The 17,023-nt window shown below is 50.1% G+C and carries 12 protein-coding genes; 9 read left to right on the top strand and 3 right to left on the bottom strand.

Annotated elements, in window-relative coordinates; translation table 11 throughout:
• Nucleotides 1-196: 196 nt before the first annotated feature.
• The 7 genes from BFW38_RS09540 (at nt 197) to BFW38_RS09510 (ending at nt 11,106) form a co-directional block, all read left to right on the top strand.
• The gene (locus BFW38_RS09540; protein ID WP_068998223.1) at nt 197-1,579 is read left to right on the top strand and encodes a uracil-xanthine permease family protein; all 1,383 of its coding nucleotides are present in this window, start codon (nt 197-199) and stop codon (nt 1,577-1,579) included.
• A 265-nt stretch (nt 1,580-1,844) separates the two neighbouring features.
• Complete coding sequence (gene gyrA, locus BFW38_RS09535; RefSeq protein WP_068998221.1) at nt 1,845-4,601, top strand: DNA gyrase subunit A; 2,757 nt, start codon at nt 1,845-1,847, stop codon at nt 4,599-4,601.
• A 125-nt stretch (nt 4,602-4,726) separates the two neighbouring features.
• Nucleotides 4,727-5,815, top strand: coding sequence for a 3-phosphoserine/phosphohydroxythreonine transaminase (gene serC / locus BFW38_RS09530; protein ID WP_069000360.1), 1,089 nt, complete (start codon nt 4,727-4,729; stop codon nt 5,813-5,815).
• Between the two features lie 60 nt (nt 5,816-5,875).
• Nucleotides 5,876-6,979 carry a prephenate dehydratase gene (gene pheA, locus BFW38_RS09525; RefSeq protein ID WP_068998219.1) on the top strand — a complete coding sequence of 368 codons (1,104 nt, stop codon included), beginning with the start codon at nt 5,876-5,878 and terminating at the stop codon, nt 6,977-6,979.
• A gap of 1 nt (nt 6,980) precedes the next feature.
• Nucleotides 6,981-9,275: a bifunctional prephenate dehydrogenase/3-phosphoshikimate 1-carboxyvinyltransferase gene (locus BFW38_RS09520; RefSeq protein WP_084004568.1), complete on the top strand. Its 2,295-nt coding sequence runs from the start codon at nt 6,981-6,983 to the stop codon at nt 9,273-9,275.
• 167 nt (nt 9,276-9,442) lie between these two features.
• Nucleotides 9,443-9,940: a hypothetical protein gene (locus BFW38_RS17705; RefSeq protein ID WP_084004567.1), complete on the top strand. Its 498-nt coding sequence runs from the start codon at nt 9,443-9,445 to the stop codon at nt 9,938-9,940.
• Nucleotides 9,940-11,106 carry a GGDEF domain-containing protein gene (locus BFW38_RS09510; RefSeq protein WP_068998217.1) on the top strand — a complete coding sequence of 389 codons (1,167 nt, stop codon included), beginning with the start codon at nt 9,940-9,942 and terminating at the stop codon, nt 11,104-11,106. Before BFW38_RS17705 ends, BFW38_RS09510 begins: the two co-directional genes overlap by 1 nt.
• Before the next feature lie 118 nt (nt 11,107-11,224).
• Here BFW38_RS09510 and infA read toward each other — a convergent pair whose 3' ends face one another.
• The 3 genes from infA to aat all read right to left on the bottom strand — a co-directional run bounded on the left by infA (nt 11,225) and on the right by aat (nt 13,259).
• Nucleotides 11,225-11,443 carry a translation initiation factor IF-1 gene (infA, locus tag BFW38_RS09505; RefSeq protein ID WP_068998215.1) on the bottom strand — a complete coding sequence of 73 codons (219 nt, stop codon included), beginning with the start codon at nt 11,441-11,443 and terminating at the stop codon, nt 11,225-11,227.
• 156 nt (nt 11,444-11,599) lie between these two features.
• On the bottom strand, nt 11,600-12,370 hold the full coding sequence (locus BFW38_RS09500) for an arginyltransferase (protein WP_068998213.1): 771 nt from the start codon (nt 12,368-12,370) through the stop codon (nt 11,600-11,602).
• Between the two features lie 154 nt (nt 12,371-12,524).
• Complete coding sequence (gene aat / locus BFW38_RS09495) at nt 12,525-13,259, bottom strand: leucyl/phenylalanyl-tRNA--protein transferase (protein WP_068998212.1); 735 nt, start codon at nt 13,257-13,259, stop codon at nt 12,525-12,527.
• A gap of 330 nt (nt 13,260-13,589) precedes the next feature.
• Between aat and BFW38_RS18340 the strand changes: the two genes are divergently transcribed.
• The gene (locus BFW38_RS18340; protein ID WP_218186400.1) at nt 13,590-16,253 is read left to right on the top strand and encodes a DNA translocase FtsK; all 2,664 of its coding nucleotides are present in this window, start codon (nt 13,590-13,592) and stop codon (nt 16,251-16,253) included.
• Nucleotides 16,254-16,324: 71 nt separating this feature from the next.
• Nucleotides 16,325-16,972, top strand: coding sequence for an outer membrane lipoprotein periplasmic chaperone LolA (gene lolA, locus BFW38_RS09485; RefSeq protein ID WP_069000356.1), 648 nt, complete (start codon nt 16,325-16,327; stop codon nt 16,970-16,972).
• The last annotated feature ends 51 nt before the right edge of the window (nt 16,973-17,023 follow it).

Genomic DNA, 17,023 nt, shown 5'->3' with positions numbered 1-17,023 from the left:
GTCGGAAGCATCAATGTTGGAGGTGCGGCTAAAGCATCGACACATCGCCCACATCATAAGCTAATTATGATGACTCAGCGAGCATGATCGGCGCGGAAGGAGCATCACTAGATCGCGCATGCGTTGAGGGTTATGACCTTATTTTAAAATCAAGCTAAAATGCGCGGCTTCCCTTCCTGATCCCTTGAGGTATGACATGTCTGACGCCCCTTCATCGCAGCAAAGCGAGCTTTTGTATCCTTTAGATGCTCGGCCTGCACCGATTCAAGCGTTCTTTGTTGCTTTGCAGCATTTGTTGGCCATTATTGTGCCTATCGTTACGCCGCCTCTAATTATCTGCAATGCGCTGGGGCTGCCCGCAGAAGAAACGAATTATATTGTCAGTATGTCCTTGCTGGTGTCGGGGGTCGCGACATTTATTCAAGCACGGCGTATTGGGCCTTTGGGGAATGGCCTGCTGACAGTTCAGGGCACCAGTTTTAACTTTCTTCCGCCTATCATCTCTGGCGGCACTGCGATGCTGGCGGCTGGGCAATCCTATGAAACCGTTTTGGGGGGCATCTTTGGTGTCGTCATGGTGGCGGCCATTGCTGAAATGTTGGTCTCCCGCTTTTTAGGGGCGTTGCGTCGTGTGATTACGCCTCTGGTCACCGGTACCGTGGTGTTACTGATTGGGCTGACCTTGATCAAGGTGGGGCTTGTCAGTATGGGCGGTGGCTATGAGGCGATGGAAAGTGGACATTTTGCCAGCCTGAGTAATTTGCTGCTGTCTGGCATTGTATTGGCCGTCATTATTATCTTAAACCGGGCCCATACTCCTTGGATTCGGATGGGGTCTATCGTGATTGGCCTTTTGGTCGGGTTAACCGTTGCATGGGCGATGGGTAAATTGAAGGGAAATACGGTACCCGAGTGGCCTTTGATTGCTTGGCCTGACCCCTTCCGTTATGGATTCAGTGTGCCCTGGGATTTACTGGTGCCGATGGTGATTATTTATCTGGTGACTGCCCTGGAGTCGATTGGTGATATTACGGCAACCTCTGCGGTGTCTCGTGAGCCCGTCAAAGGACCTGTTTATTTGGCCCGCTTGAAAGGGGGCGTGTTGGCCGACGGTTTTAACTCGATGGTTGCAGGGCTTTTGAATACGTTTCCGAATTCTACGTTTAGTCAGAATAACGGCATTATTCAACTTACCGGGGTGGCCAGTCGTTATATTGGTTTTTGGATTGCAGGGCTTTTGGTCTTAATGGGACTGTTTCCGATGGTGGCAGCCATGATGCAGATGATTCCTGAACCTGTTTTAGGGGCGGCTGCTTTGATTATGTTTGGTTCAGTGGCGGCAGCCGGTATCAATATCTTAGCCAGTGTTCATCTCGATCGCCGAGCGCTGTTAATTCTTGCAGTCTCTTTGGCTGTCGGGCTCGGTGTGACCCAGGTTCCCGACATTCTCCAGCATTTACCCGAGGGCGTTAAATCTATTTTGCAGTCAGGTGTGGCTACAGGGGGCTTTACGGCCATGTTGCTTAATGTGCTGTTACCCGAATCTCCCACATCGATGATTGAAACATCTGATGCTTGATGATGATCGCTGGGGGTTATCAAGGGACCAGGCTCTTGCTCACGACGCGTTCAACAGGCGTGTGGGCACTCAAGTGCGTCAAAACTGTCTTGGCGCATAGGGAAAAGCGTTATCACTGCTGAACTTAGTGCGCTTAAAGCGTATAATCACCGGCTTAAGTAAAAAACTGAAACCGTTGAGTCTTGCGTGCTCGTTGGCACGCCTATAGGCCGGGTCCTACCGATATGTGCCGGTCCCGCCCTCAGCCGAAGAAGGACGCCGATTCATGGCCGAAATCGCCAGAGAGATCCATCCTGTCAATATCGAGGACGAGCTGAAACAGTCGTACCTTGATTACGCTATGAGTGTCATCGTCGGGCGAGCATTACCTGATGTCCGTGATGGTCTTAAGCCTGTTCATCGCCGTGTATTGTTTGCGATGCACGAACTCAGCAATGACTGGAATAAACCTTATAAGAAGTCTGCCCGTGTCGTCGGGGATGTCATCGGTAAATATCACCCGCATGGTGATTCCGCTGTCTATGACACCATTGTCCGTATGGCCCAGCCTTTTTCGCTGCGTTATACCCTGGTCGACGGTCAGGGGAACTTCGGTTCCATTGATGGCGATAATGCAGCGGCCATGCGTTATACCGAAGTGCGCATGGCAAAAATTGCCCATGAGCTGTTGGCCGATCTGGATAAGGAAACCGTCGATTTCGTCGATAACTATGACGGCTCGGAAAAAATTCCTGAAGTGTTGCCAACCCGAGTGCCTAATCTGCTAGTGAATGGGTCATCGGGTATTGCTGTTGGGATGGCGACCAATATTCCGCCACACAACTTGGGTGAAGTGATCGATGGATGCCTAGCCCTAATTGATAACGAGCACCTAAGTGTTGATGATTTGATGCAGTATATTCCCGGGCCGGATTTTCCGACTGGGGCGCTGATCAATGGTCGTGCTGGTATCGTGGAAGCGTATCGAACCGGTCGTGGCCGCATTTATATTCGCGCTAAGCATCACTTTGAAACGATTGGTCAGCGCGATGCTATTGTCTTTACTGAAATTCCTTACCAGCTGAATAAAGCACGCTTAATCGAAAAGATTGCGGAGCTGGTTAAGGATAAGAAACTAGAAGGCATTGCCGAGCTGCGTGATGAATCCGACAAAGATGGTTTGCGGGTTGTCGTAGAGCTTAAGCGTGGTGAGTCGCCAGAGGTGGTTGTCAATAACCTCTTTACTCATACCCAATTGCAGACGGTGTTCGGGATTAACATTGTGGCGCTGCAGGATGGCCAGCCACAAGTTCTGAACCTGAAAGAATTACTCGAAGCCTTTATTCGCCATCGTCAGGAAGTGGTTACACGGCGGACGGTGTATGAACTACGTAAAGCACGTGAAAGAGGGCATGTGCTGGAAGGTCTGACGGTCGCGCTTTCTAATATTGATGAGGTCATTGAGCTGATCAAGGCTTCTCCGTCAGCAACAGAAGCCCGCGAAGCGCTGGTTCAAAAAACTTGGGCGCCAGGGCAAGTGGTGGATATGTTGGATCGGGCCGGTAGCACCTCTTGTCGCCCCGATGAATTGGACCCTGTTTTTGGTCTCAATGAAGCCAAAACGGAGTACCGCTTATCTCCGGCCCAGGCGCAAGCAATTCTTGAGCTGCGTTTGCACCGTTTGACGGGTTTGGAACAGGATAAGTTGGTTAATGAGTACCGTGAGCTACTCATCAAAATTGCTGAGTTATTGGCGATTTTAGCCGACCCTGAGCGTTTGATGCAGGTGATTCGTGAAGAGCTAGCGCTGATTCGTCAAAGCTATTCAGATGAACGCAAAACCCAAATTATCGCCAGTCGCCAGGACTTCTCTATTGCGGACTTGATCGCTGAAGAAGATATGGTGGTCACCATTTCGCGTACGGGTTATGCCAAAACCCAGCCGCTGTCGGATTACCGAGCTCAGCGTCGAGGTGGTCGAGGTAAGTCTGCCACGTCAATGAAAGATGAAGACGTGATTGAACATCTTCTCGTGACTTCCAGTCATGATACCGTGTTGTTGTTCTCTAACCTCGGTAAAGTTTACTGGCTGAAAGTTTATGAGATTCCTGCCGGTGGGCGTGGTTCTCGTGGGCGGCCTTTGGTCAATCTCCTGCCTTTGTCTGAAGGTGAGTGGGTCACGACGATTTTGCCAGTGCGTGAATATTCTGAAGATCGCTTTATCTTTATGGCGACGGCTAAAGGCACCGTGAAAAAGACTTCTTTAGACCAGTTCTCTCGTCCGCGTTCTGTGGGGCTGATTGCATTGGATCTTAAAGAAGGTGATCGCTTGGTCGGTGCTGCCATTACCCATGGCGAAGATCATGTCATGTTGCTGACCAGTGCAGGGAAAGCCATTCGCTTCAATGAAGAGAATGTTCGGGCGATGGGACGCACGGCCGGTGGTGTGCGAGGCCTGAAAATGCCTGATGAGGCTGAAGTGATTAGCTTGATTATTCCACGCTCGAAGACGGTTGATGATGCGGCTGAAGCGTCAGACCAAGAGCAGGATGATAACGCTGTTGCCGTCTCCGCTGACGCCCTTGTGGATGATGAGGCGGTGCATGAGGGCATTTATATTCTCACAGCATCTGAAAATGGTTTTGGTAAACGTACTCGCCTGGAGCAGTTCCCATTGCGGAACCGAGGTGGGCAAGGCGTGATTTCGATGCAAACCAGCGAGCGCAATGGTCAACTCGTTTCTGCCATTCAGGTACAAGAAGGCGAAGAAATGATGTTGATTACCGATAAAGGCACTTTAGTCCGTACTCGAGTCGATGAAGTCTCTATTTCTTCCCGGAATACTCAAGGTGTCATGCTGATTCGCCTTATTGAAGGTGAAAAACTAGTCGGTATGGTGCGTGTTCAAGATGTTGATGACGAAGAGCTTGAGGTGCTGGAAGTCGAGGTGCCGGAGGGGGAGGTCATCGATGGCGCTGAGAGCGAGCAACCGCGCTCTGATGCTGGGGAGGATGAGGTGGACGCTCCGGATGAGCAGCCTTAATTTCTCGCCTTTATTGACGTAATCACTGACCCCCGGCTTGCCGGGGGTCGCTTTTCGACCTTATTGGTCATGTTCTGGCTCTTGGGCATTATGTGCCTGATGGCTACTGGTTCATCGGGATGATTATGACGCGCAAATATAATTTCTGTGCTGGACCGGCCGCGCTGCCTGAATCTGTTTTACAACGCGCCCGAGATGAAATGCTTGATTGGCAGGGTAAAGGCCTGTCGGTGATGGAGATGTCTCATCGTAGCCCTGAATTTACGGATATCGCTCGTACTGCCGAGGCTGATTTACGTGAGTTGCTGCAGGTGCCGGAGGGTTACAAGGTTTTATTCATGCAGGGTGGTGCTTCCAGCCAGTTTGCGATGGTGCCGTTGAATCTATTAGGTCAAGGCGGGACCGCTAATTATATTCATACGGGTATTTGGGCGAAAAAAGCCATTGCCGAAGGTCGCCGATACGGTGATGTGCACATTGCGGCCAGTGCTGAAGATAATGGCTTGACGGCAGTGCCCTTATCCAGTGAGATCCATCTCTCAGACCATGCGGCGTATCTGCACTTTACCAGTAATGAAACGATTGGTGGCCTGCGTTATGCTCCGACCCCTGAGGTTCCGACTTCAGTGCCGCTGGTGTGCGATATGTCCTCTGATATCTTAAGTGCTCCTTTGGATGTAAGCCGTTATGGTGTTATTTATGCAGGCGCGCAAAAAAATATCGGCCCTGCCGGGATTACGCTCGCCATTATTCGTGATGATTTGCTCGATCGCTTTAAGCCTGAAACGCCGACGATGATGCAGTACAAGGTGTTTGCTGAAAATGATTCTATGTATAACACCCCGCCGACCTTTGCATGGTACCTTTCTGGTCTGGTATTTAAATGGCTGAAAGAGGATATCGGTGGTTTAGAGGCCATGGGCGCTTTGAATCAGCGTAAAGCACTTAAGTTATATGCGGCGATTGATGACAGCGATTTTTATACCAATCCGATTCAGCCGGCTTATCGTTCTATCATGAATGTGCCGTTCCGTTTAGCCGATGATCGCTTGGATCAGTGCTTTTTAGCTGAAGCCGAAGAAGCAGGATTATTAAATCTCAAGGGGCATCGTAGCGTAGGCGGAATGCGTGCCAGTATTTATAACGCTGTTCCAGAGGCTGCAGTCGATGCCTTAGTGAGCTTTATGAATGATTTTGAACGTCGCCACGGCTAAGTGCTGATGTTGATATAGCGAAGTATTTGATATGGCTAAGTATTGATGAAGGATGCCCCAATGAGTGATTCACCCTCTTCTTGGCCTGATTTGGCCACTTTGCGTGATCGAATTGATGATATTGATCGCCAGTTACAGGTGTTGATCAACCAGCGCGCTGAATGTGCTCAACAAGTGGCACAAAGCAAAATGGCTGCTGAAGGGGATGATACCCACTTCTATCGCCCGGAAAGAGAGGCTCAGGTATTGCGCCAAATTATGGAGCGTAATCAAGGGCCTTTATCCAGTGAAGAGATTGCGCGACTGTTCCGCGAAATTATGTCGTCATGCTTGGCATTGGAGCGACCGATTAAAGTGGCCTATTTAGGACCTGAGGGAACCTTTACTCAACAGGCGGCACTGAAGCATTTTGGCCATGGTGCGATTAGTGTCCCTATGACAGCGATTGATGAGGTCTTTCGTGAGGTTGAAGCGGGCGCTGTGGATTACGGTGTCGTGCCGGTAGAAAACTCTACGGAAGGCGTCATCAGTCATACGTTGGATAGTTTCATGGATTCTTCATTGCAGATTTGTGGTGAAGTCGTGTTGCGTATCCATCAGCATTTGATGGTTGGCGAGAACTCCCGTCCGGATAAAATCTCGACGATCTATTCTCATGCGTCGTCTTTGGCTCAGTGCCGCAAATGGTTGGATGCGCATTATCCTCATGCTGAGCGTGTCGCGATGCCTTCTAATGCTGAAGCTGCGCGTAAAGTTAAAGGGGAGTGGCATTCTGCCGCAATTGCGGGCGACATGGCGGCTGAACTTTATGGGCTGACACGCTTGGCCGAAAAAATTGAAGATACCCCGGATAATTCGACGCGCTTTCTCATTATTGGTCGTCAGGAAGTACCGCCTTCTGGTGATGATAAAACCTCTTTAATGGTGTCAATGCGCAACCAGCCTGGCGCCTTGTTTGAAGTGTTGGATCCTTTCCATCGACATGGCGTGGATATGACGCGTATAGAAAGTCGTCCCAGTCATACGGGGGTCTGGAACTATGTCTTCTTTATTGATTTTAAAGGGCATACGGCCTCTTCGAATGTGCAGCAAGTACTGCAAGACATTGGCGAAAAAGCCGCTGATCTAAAAATTCTGGGTGCATACCCGCGCGGCGTTCTGTGATATGGCTTCAGTAGATGAAACGCCTGTGAGCACCGAATCTCATGTTCAAACAAACCAGCGCTGGCCTCAAACACTGGTTATTGTTGGATTGGGATTGATCGGGGGGTCTGTTGCCTTGGCGGCCAGGCGTTTTACCGGCGTGAGGCAGGTTTTCGGTGTTGACGTGAATACCGAAGAGCTAGAGGTGGCGCGCTCTTTGGGTGTGATCGATCAAGGTTTTTCGTCATTTCCAGACCTGGCTCATCATGTGGATGCGCGTGATGTTGACCTGATTGTATTAGCTGTGCCGGTATTGGCGATGGTCAAAGTGTTGGCTCAAGTCGCACAGCACCGGGGTCCTTCGACGGTTGTTACGGATGTGGGGTCTTGTAAGGCGGTATTGAGAGATGCGGCAGTTGATGCTTTAGGCTCAATGCCGCCGTGGTTGGTGCCGGGTCATCCTATTGCCGGAGCTGAGCGTTCAGGAGTTCGTGCGGCCAAAGCTGATTTATTTTGTCAGCATAAAGTGATTGTCACGCCAACCGCTGAAACAGATCCGCAAGCAGTGGATCAGGTATCGGCCTTTTGGGCCTCAATGGATGCGGAGGTTTTGAGCATGGCGTTGGAGCGTCATGATCAAGTGCTGGCCCAAACCAGTCATCTACCCCATCTATTGGCCTTTTCTCTTGTGGATACGCTGGCGCGTCAGGATGAACGCTGTGAAATTTTTCGCTACGCGGCTGGCGGGTTTCGTGACTTTACTCGAATTGCGGCCAGTGACCCCACCATGTGGCGGGATATCTTTTTGGCAAATCGATCGGCAACGCTGGATGCCTTGGATCAGTTCTTGGAAGGCGTTTACCGTGTTCGAGAGGCTGTCGCCACAGGGGACGGCGATGCCATGATGACGACCTTTACGCGCGCTAAAAGCGCACGAGATTACTTTACGGCGTTACTCAATAAAACGGCATATCAACCTATGAATAAACAGGATTTGGTTTTTATCACAACGCCTGGTGGCCGAGTGCAAGGCCGCGCAAGAGTGCCTGGCGATAAGTCGATTTCACATCGCTCGATTATGTTGGGCGCCCTAGCGAATGGTACAACCCATATACAGGGTTTTCTGGAAGGCGAAGATGCACTGGCAACACTGCAGACTTTTCGTGATCTAGGCGTTCAGATTGAGGGCCCCAATGCCGGCCGAGTCACCGTGCATGGTGTCGGCATCAACGGTTTAAAAGCGCCTTCTAAGCCTCTTTACCTGGGCAACTCAGGTACTTCGATGCGCTTGCTAGCGGGGCTGCTTTCGGCTCAGCCTTTTGACTGTGAATTGACTGGCGATACCTCCTTATCCAAGCGCCCCATGGGACGTGTTGCAGAGCCTTTACGTTTGATGGGAGCGCAATTGGAAACGGCAGAGGATGGTCGGCCACCGCTTAAGTTGAAAGGTGGAACACCTCTCAAAGGGATGCACTATGATTTACCGATGGCCTCTGCCCAGGTGAAATCTTGCTTGTTGTTGGCTGGGTTGTGGGCTGAGGGTGAAACGTCGGTGACAGAGCCTGCACCAACCCGTGACCATACAGAGCGCATGCTACAAGGCTTTGGCTATCAGGTGAGTCGAGAGGGGAGCACTGTACGCTTACAAGGTGGCGGCCAGCTCGAGGCGTGTGATATTGATATTCCTGCAGATATTTCTTCCGCGACCTTTTTTATGGTGGCTGCAGCCATTACGCCAGGGAGTGATTTAGTCCTAGAGCATGTTGGCGTTAATCCAACCCGTGATGGCGTGATCCATATCTTGCGTTTGATGGGGGCGGATTTGACTTTGAGCAATGAAACGGTGGTTGGTGGCGAACCCGTAGCAGATATTCGTGTACGCTATACCCCCATGAAAGGTGTGGATATTCCCCTCGATCAAGTGCCTTTAGCGATTGATGAATTTCCCGCACTCTTTGTGGCTGCTGCATGTGCTCAAGGTGTGACGCGTTTACGCGGTGCTGAAGAGTTGCGCGTCAAAGAGTCTGATCGAATTCAGGTGATGGCTGAAGGGCTGCAAGCGTTAGGAGTAGCCTGCACAGTCTATGAAGATGGCATTGATATTGTCGGTACATCTGAAGTGACCGGTGCGGTATTTACCCAAGGGTGTGTTCATAGCCACGAAGATCACCGGATTGCCATGAGTTTTGCCGTAGCCGGGTTGCGCGCTCAGGGTGCCATCAAGATTGAAGATTGTGCCAATGTTGCGACTTCTTTCCCGGGATTCGTTGAGTTAGCGACTCATCTGGGGCTTAAACTAGAAGCTAAATTAGACTGATCTCATGTTTTTTTTATTTTAAAGAGGGCTTAGGCCCTCTTTAGTCTATGATGCTTATGTGTACCTTATGAAGTAACCTAATAGCATCTTAGATATTCCTGGCTAATAGGGATTGGCTGGGCTGCAGTGAGCGCTTTGGAGCGCTGCTGATGTCATAGGGATTCCAAATGATGACCTGCATTCATATTAAGCCATTCGTCATTGGATTATGGGCTTGGCTGTTACTGGGCGTTTGTTTGCCGCTTAATGCAATGACACTTCCTAACCAGCAATTAGAGTTGGTTCAGGGAGAGCGACATATCCTCATTCCTATTGCCCAAGTGCGACACCAAGCGCACCGATCTTTTGTTGTCTACGACCCCTTTGCGTTACAAAAAACTCATATGCAAGGGGTCGATTTAAAAACATTACTCACTCAATATTTCGACCCTTTACCTCGACAGCTGCGGATTAAGGCTTGGGATGATTATTCAGTGGTGTTATCTGATTGGCAGTTTGAGCATTGGGTGTTAGTGACGGCACAAGATGATCAATATTTAACACTGCGTGACCGTGGGCCTTTACGGTTAGTCCGGGCTGACCTTCAGATTGAGCCTCCCCTTCGTCTTCGTGACTTTAAAGAATGGATCTGGATGGTTAGACAGATTCAGGTGGTGCAAGAATAATGCGCTGGCGCCGAGGCTTGGGCCGTTGGTTTTTTCGTTGGCGTTGGCTAACCTTGGTCAGTTTTACGGCGTTGATGATTGTCGTGGCTTTGGAAACACTTTGGGTTGATCCTGATTTAGAACATTATTTTTCCCAGCAGGATTATCCTGAAGAGCATCAAATGGTGTCTCGTTCCCGACATTATCTACAGCAAGCTTTGGGTAAAATGGCCGTTGCAGAAGGCGCATATGTTGACTGGCCTGTTGTGGAGTTTGATTTGGTGCGTGCTTATGTGCTGTTTGATATTGGTTTTTATCATCAACAGTATCGGTGTACAGAAGGCGCCGTGAGACAATTGGATCAATTGATTGATGCTGTTCAGAAGCGACGGGCACCTATGGCGCATCAAGCGACACAGCGGGTACTGCCCATTATTGAGTGTATGACCACGGTAGAGGAAGGGCAGTTTGTACGTCGCGCCACAAGCGCCGCCAAGTTGGCACAGCAGATGCGACACCGCCAAAATATGATGCTGCTGGGGAGTTTGGCCATCTATATTTTAGGGATTGTGTTCTGGGCCATGCATGAGTGGCAACACCGCGAGAGCCGTTGGGCATTACGTGAGCGGCGTGACTGGATGCAAAAGGCAATGCGTGACCCTTTGACTGGGGCTGGCAATCGACATGCGCTGCAACGAGATGTGCATCATCAGGTTTATACGCATTCTGCCGTCATCTTGATGGATATTGATTATTTCAAGCAATATAACGACCAGTTAGGCCACCCATCAGGTGATCAATTACTCTGCCAGCTGGCAGAGTCTCTCCCTTTGTGGTCTTCAGTGCCGACAAGGGTTTATCGGTTGGGGGGGGATGAATTTGCTTTATTGGTTGATGTTAAGGATGTCGAGGCGTTGGGTAAGCTATGCCAAGAACTGCAAGAAGCGATGAGGCTTGCGGCGATTCCTCACCCTGGCCATCCTGGGCATCGTTATGTGACGCTCAGTATAGGGGCTTCGATGGTCGCGAGAGAGGCTTTTGCTGAAGGTTATAGTGCTGCCGATAATGCTCTGTATGTGGTGAAGCGTGAAGGGCGCAATGGTTGGCAGCTTGCGGATGTTTCCGCATCACCAGACCGTCTTGCCAAGGATGAATATATCTCTGAATTTTCAGATATTGAGCACTAGCGACTTGGTGTCAGCTAAAATTTTATTGATGGCGTGCATGTCTGACCAAGTGTTGATGCAGACTTATTGATTAGGGGGAGTACTAAACTCCCCATAACATCTATATAGCGGATACGGCTTAGCGAGATCGATAAACAATACGCCCTTTGCTCAGGTCGTAAGGCGTCAATTCAACTTTGACTTTATCGCCAGTCAGGATACGAATATAGTTCTTGCGCATTTTTCCGGAAATGTGAGCCGTCACGACGTGCCCATTTTCCAGTTCAACACGAAACATTGTGTTGGGCAGGGTATCAACGACAACCCCTTCCATTTCAAAATGATCTTCCTTCGCCATTCAGTTATTACCTCTGATATATGCAATTGAAAACGGATGGCTGTTGAGCCATCCGTAATTATTGGCGTTCTTTTCTACGGGATTACGGTATTTTGCCCGAAAACAGGTCGAAGTGCAAAAACAGGCGTAGAAATCAAGTGTATTATGAAGGTCTGATTAACCTCTGGCAATCACCTGATCGTCCTTTCTGGGTGTCATTTTGATCCATCGCTGCCCTTGTAGCACTTCCATCGGCTGATACTGCGATTTATAACGCATCTTACGACATTCTGAAATCCAATACCCCAAATATAAATAGGGGAGTTTCAATTGTTTCGCCCGTTCGATTTGCCATAGCACTGCAAAAACGCCAAGGCTTCGGCGACGCTCTTTCGGAGCAAAAAAGGTATAAATGGCTGAGAGCCCATGGTTCAGTTGATCTATTGCGGCGACGGCCAGCAATTCGCCTGAATTGGGGGCGCGGAATGACGTGAGCATGGCATAGTCTTGATCGAGATTTAGAAAGCTCCGATATTGTTCTTCACTAGGCGGATACATGTCGCCATCGGCATGACGAGTTTCGATATAATGTTGGTAAAGTGCATAGTGCTCAGCATTAAATGTGGCGGGGCTGCACTCTATGATTAAATCGCGATTGCGGTTGGCAATCTTGCGCTGTTGTCGGTTGGGTTCAAATTCGGTGACGGGTATTCGGACCGACCGACAGGCCTGACATTGCTGGCAGTGTGGGCGATACAAATTTTGACCGCTTCGGCGAAAGCCCGCCAAACTCAACGCATCATAAATTTCCGGGGTTGGCGGATGTTGCGGGTCTAGAAATAATGTTGTGGCTTCCTGCTCCGCCAGATAGCTGCAAGGGTGTGGCAGCGTTTGATAGAAGCGTAACGCTAGCCCTTTATCCTGGTCGTGGGGAGTATGACTGGTCACAGGCCCCTCCTACTCATGTTTGAGGCTCTTCTTCCTGAGGCACCTCGAAGTCAATGTATGGGATGGTCGCGGTTGATGGTGATATCGGTAGTGACGCAACCCTTGGACCACTTGTCGTAATTTGACCTGCTTGTCCTTAGTTAGCGTTATGATCTCAGTGTCGTGATGATGACGGAAATTGATCAGGCACCCCGGCAAACGCTGAAGGTGTGGTCCATGCATTTTGAGTGTCTTCATTTGCTTCCTGACTAAGATAGTCAAGAAATAGGGCGCGGTCGATTTCTTGAGCGCCGAGTCGTTCAAGGTGTTCGCTATGCACCTGACAGTCGATCAGCTGATAACCGCATTGATCCAGATGATAGCAGAGCGATGCTAGCGCGACTTTAGAAGCGTCGGTGGCTTTGCTAAACATCGATTCACCAAAAAATACGCGACCTAGTGCAATACCATATAGCCCCCCGACCAATTCGCCATCTCGCCAGCACTCAACGGAATGCGCATAGCCTTGTTGATGGAGCTCGGAGTAGGCCGTTTTCATTTGGCTTGTGATCCAAGTGCCTTCACGGTGTTGGCGCAGTGCGCCACATTGATGGATAACCGCCTCGAACGCTTGATCAAACGTGACATGAAAACTTCGGCCTCGTAATACTTTACGTAAACTTCGATGAATGCGTATTTGACGTGGTATTAATACCATGCGTGGTGCAGGAGACCACCATAGAATCGGATCTTCTTCACTGAACCATGGAAAGATACCTTGCCGGTAAGCTTTGATTAGGCGAGGAGCACTGAGATCTCCACCAACGGCTAGTAGGCCATTAGGTTCATCAAGAGCTTCGTCAGCAGGGGGAAACCATAATGGGTCATCAAGCTGCCAGATACTGCGCATGTATACTCCCGTACCAATAATCAATGCTGTACTTATTCAAACCGCATATTGCTGAGGGTCAGAAGGATCCGCCTAAATCATGCTCTGTCATAGGCATTGTTAAATCATATAATAAGGTAAGTGACCTGCTTGGTCGTTAAAAGATCGGTGTAATATGCCGTTGTAACATGTCGGTCTTAGTGAATTAGTGAGTGCTCTAAATAAGCGAGGGCGTCTAGATAGAGGTGTCTTTTAATCGCGACGCACCAAGGCGCAGGGCTAACATGTTAGGCTATACCCTCAATATTGTGACCGCTTTTGCGGCTCGGCTTACCACGGAATTTATCCGACGTGCATCAGAACTCAAAACGTTTGAAGCAATCATCTCCACCTTTACTTGTAGATCGCTTGCGGCGGGCGGCCTTTGAGGGTATTGCCTTGCTGGTTTGGTTGGTCGCGATTATTGGATTTTTGGCATTGGTGAGTTTTGATGCCGATGATCCTGGGTGGAATAGCACTGGCCGGCAAGAAGCACATAACTTGATTGGTCTGAGCGGTGCTTGGTTAGCCGATGTGGCGCTATCACTGCTCGGGTATGCCGCCTATGTTTTACCTTTATGGTTGGCTCATCTTGGCATTCAGATTATACGTAAGCCCTGGTTGGCGGAGGATTGGGACCCTTTGATTCCTAGTCTGCGCGCTTTGGGACTGCTGTTGCTGTTGATTTGTACCAGTACGTTAGGGGCTTTACATTTTGATGTGGATGCTTTGCCGTACGGGGCTGGGGGGATTTTAGGCGAGAGCCTTTCCAGCTTGATGCATTTGCAATTAGGTCAAGTGGGTTCCACTTTACTGTTTTTGACGGGCTTTTTAGCGGCTGTTTCACTGGTGACGGGGTGGTCATGGCTCTCCATCATGGACGAGCTGGGTCATGCTTTAGTCGAGGCGGGGTACTGGTTATGGGATCGCGTGCAGCCTGTTGAAGTGGATGACGAGCCTTATGAGGAAGCGGGCTCAACGGCTCATTTAGCGTCGTCAAGGAGAGCGTTGAGTGCTCCTGTCAAAGAGGAGGTTGTCGAGGAAGAAGTTGTTGAGGACGTCGATGAACCCACCTCCTCAAGTGCGGGTTGGCTCTCTCGTTTGAAGTTGCCTTTTCAACATCGAGATGAGACTGAAGATGATGTCATTGATTTTGATGACCCTCAAAAGGTGGAGCCTCGGTTAGAGACTGCTGCGCCGGCGCCCATGGCTGACACTGCCCCCAAAAAACGCCAGCCAGCGGCCGAATCTCCGACTTCACAAGCTCATTCAGAGTCCCTGATGCCTCATTCAGCAGCGACGATGTTTGATGAAACGTCTGATGCTGGCGATCAAAGCGCTACTGGGGATCCGCAATCTCAAGCGCAGCATGCTCTGCCTTGGACAACCGAGACATCCGCAGAAGCCCCGGCCAGCGATTTACAGGTGTGGACTGTGGATCGCTTACAGCCTGCTAAGCCTAAAACGCTTGCAAGTGGTGAAGGGGAGTTGCCAGCGCTGGGGCTCCTTACGCCGAATAAGCGCGGTCAAGCCTCGTATTCTGCTGATGAATTGACTGCCTTGGCCGAATTGCTTCAGCAGCGGCTCGTCGAGTTTGGGATTAAAGCTGAAGTGGATGAGGTGATGCCCGGACCTGTCGTCACGCGCTTTGAGCTGGCTCTGGCGCCAGGTGTGAAATCCAGTAAGATTACCAACCTCGCCAAAGACTTAGCCCGTGCATTGAAAGTACCTGCTGTTCGCGTTGTGGAAGTGATTGCGGGTAAGTCGACGGTCGGAGTTGAGATCCCTAATAGCCAACGTGCCATGATTCGGCTTCACGAGGTATTGTCTTCAGCCGCTTTTGATCACGCTCGAGATACACTGCCTTTAGCGCTTGGACAGAATATCGCCGGTGAGCCCGTAGTGGCTAATTTGGCCAAAATGCCTCATTTGTTGGTGGCAGGTACAACCGGTTCGGGGAAGTCGGTCGGTGTGAACGCGATGTTGTTATCGCTTTTGTACCGACTGGATCCTGAGCAACTGCGCTTAATCATGATCGATCCGAAAATGTTGGAGCTCTCGGTCTATGAAGGCATCCCTCACTTGCTGGCGCCTGTTGTCACCGATATGAAAGAAGCAGCTAATGCGTTGCGGTGGTGTGTTGCTGAAATGGAGCGCCGCTATAAGCTGATGGCCGCAATGGGGGTCAGAAATATTAATGGTTTCAACGACAAGTTAGCTGAGGCACAAAAAGCAGGGGCTAAGGTGGCTGATCCCCTGGCCGCGGAAGGTGATGACGCTTATCTTGAAGCGTTACCTTATATCGTGGTGGTGATTGACGAATTTGCCGACATGATGATGATTGTGGGCAAAAAAGTCGAAGAGTTGATTGCACGCTTGGCTCAGAAAGCGCGTGCGGCAGGGATTCACTTGATTCTAGCGACACAACGACCTTCAGTTGATGTGATTACGGGGTTGATTAAGGCCAACGTGCCTACTCGGATTGCGTTTCAGGTCTCTAGCAAGATTGATTCTCGAACCATTCTTGATCAAGGCGGTGCCGAGCAGCTGCTCGGTAACGGTGATATGTTGTATTTACCGACGGGGGCTTCACAGCCGCTTCGTGTTCATGGGGCTTTTGTTGATGATGATGAAGTCCATCGAGTGGTTGAAGACTGGAAGTTGCGTGGTGAGCCCGACTATATCGACAGTATTTTGTCAGGTGATGTTGAAGCGGCATCATTAGCGGGCCTTGAAGCGGAAGGCAGCGATAATAAGGGCTCTGCTGAAACTGAGGATGATCTATATGACGAGGCCGTGGCTTTTGTGATCGATTCCGGACGGGCCTCTGCTTCTGCCATTCAACGGCGTTTCAAGATCGGTTATAACCGGGCGGCGCGTTTGGTTGAGGGGATGGAATCTGCGGGTTTGGTCTCTTCGATGCAAAGTAACGGCCAGCGTGAAGTGCTGGTGCCCAGGAGTCATGATTCCGGTTAGTGTGATCTCAAAGTATGGAGATCAGACACTCATTTTATTGTTTTGTTAAGGGGAATCGCATGGTGTCATCGATGCGCATAATAAGTAGTGCCTTGCTGGTCACGGTAATGATGTTGATGAGCTTTGCGGTCCGAGCTGCTGACCCGGCTGCTGAATTGACCGACCGTTTAGAATCGTTACGTAGCCTAAGCGCTGATTTTGTGCAGTTGATACAAGACCCGAGTGGTCAAAAGGTTCAGGAAACACAGGGTGTAATGTCACTGCAAAAGCCTGGGCGTTTTTACTGGCAAGCGCAGCAACCCTTTCCACAAACGCTGGTTTCAGATGGCCAAACCTTATGGCTGTACGACCCTGATCTAGAACAGGTGACGATTCGTCCCATGGATGAGCGTGTGACGCATACCCCTGCACTTTTGCTATCCGGTAGTGCCAAAGCATTAACTCAGAATTTCGAAGTGAGTCGGGATGAGCGAAGTGGCACCGTGAGCTATACCTTGCGACCCACGACGGAAGATACCTTGTTTGAAGTGTTACGGATGAGCTTTAAGCAGGATCGTTTGGTGTCTATCCAAATGGAAGATAGCTTGGGGCAACGGACACTTGTTGAGTTGCACGACGTGCAATACAACATTGATATCCCTGCGCATCGGTTTGATTTTGAGATCCCTGATGGTGTCGATGTGATTCGTGAACAAGCAAGGGCAGGTGAGGGCGTGTGAGTGGTGATCTATTTAGCCTAAGTGCTGAGCGCTGGCAGCCGCTGGCCGCTC

The organism is Terasakiispira papahanaumokuakeensis, from assembly GCF_001709345.1.
Lineage (GTDB): Bacteria > Pseudomonadota > Gammaproteobacteria > Pseudomonadales > Halomonadaceae > Terasakiispira > Terasakiispira papahanaumokuakeensis.
The sequence above is the reverse complement of the archived record's forward strand: the minus strand, read 5'-3'. Positions and strand labels throughout refer to the sequence as shown.

Bases quoted from the DNA above. Each gene is read 5' to 3' on its own strand.
- BFW38_RS09540 (WP_068998223.1), top strand. From the start codon at position 197: ATGTCTGACGCCCCTTCATCGCAGCAAAGCGAGCTTTTGTATCCTTTA.
- gyrA (WP_068998221.1), top strand. From the start codon at position 1,845: ATGGCCGAAATCGCCAGAGAGATCCATCCTGTCAATATCGAGGACGAG.
- serC (WP_069000360.1), top strand. From the start codon at position 4,727: ATGACGCGCAAATATAATTTCTGTGCTGGACCGGCCGCGCTGCCTGAA.
- pheA (WP_068998219.1), top strand. From the start codon at position 5,876: ATGAGTGATTCACCCTCTTCTTGGCCTGATTTGGCCACTTTGCGTGAT.
- BFW38_RS09520 (WP_084004568.1), top strand. From the start codon at position 6,981: ATGGCTTCAGTAGATGAAACGCCTGTGAGCACCGAATCTCATGTTCAA.
- BFW38_RS17705 (WP_084004567.1), top strand. From the start codon at position 9,443: ATGATGACCTGCATTCATATTAAGCCATTCGTCATTGGATTATGGGCT.
- BFW38_RS09510 (WP_068998217.1), top strand. From the start codon at position 9,940: ATGCGCTGGCGCCGAGGCTTGGGCCGTTGGTTTTTTCGTTGGCGTTGG.
- infA (WP_068998215.1), bottom strand. From the start codon at position 11,443: ATGGCGAAGGAAGATCATTTTGAAATGGAAGGGGTTGTCGTTGATACC.
- aat (WP_068998212.1), bottom strand. From the start codon at position 13,259: ATGCGCAGTATCTGGCAGCTTGATGACCCATTATGGTTTCCCCCTGCT.
- lolA (WP_069000356.1), top strand. From the start codon at position 16,325: ATGCGCATAATAAGTAGTGCCTTGCTGGTCACGGTAATGATGTTGATG.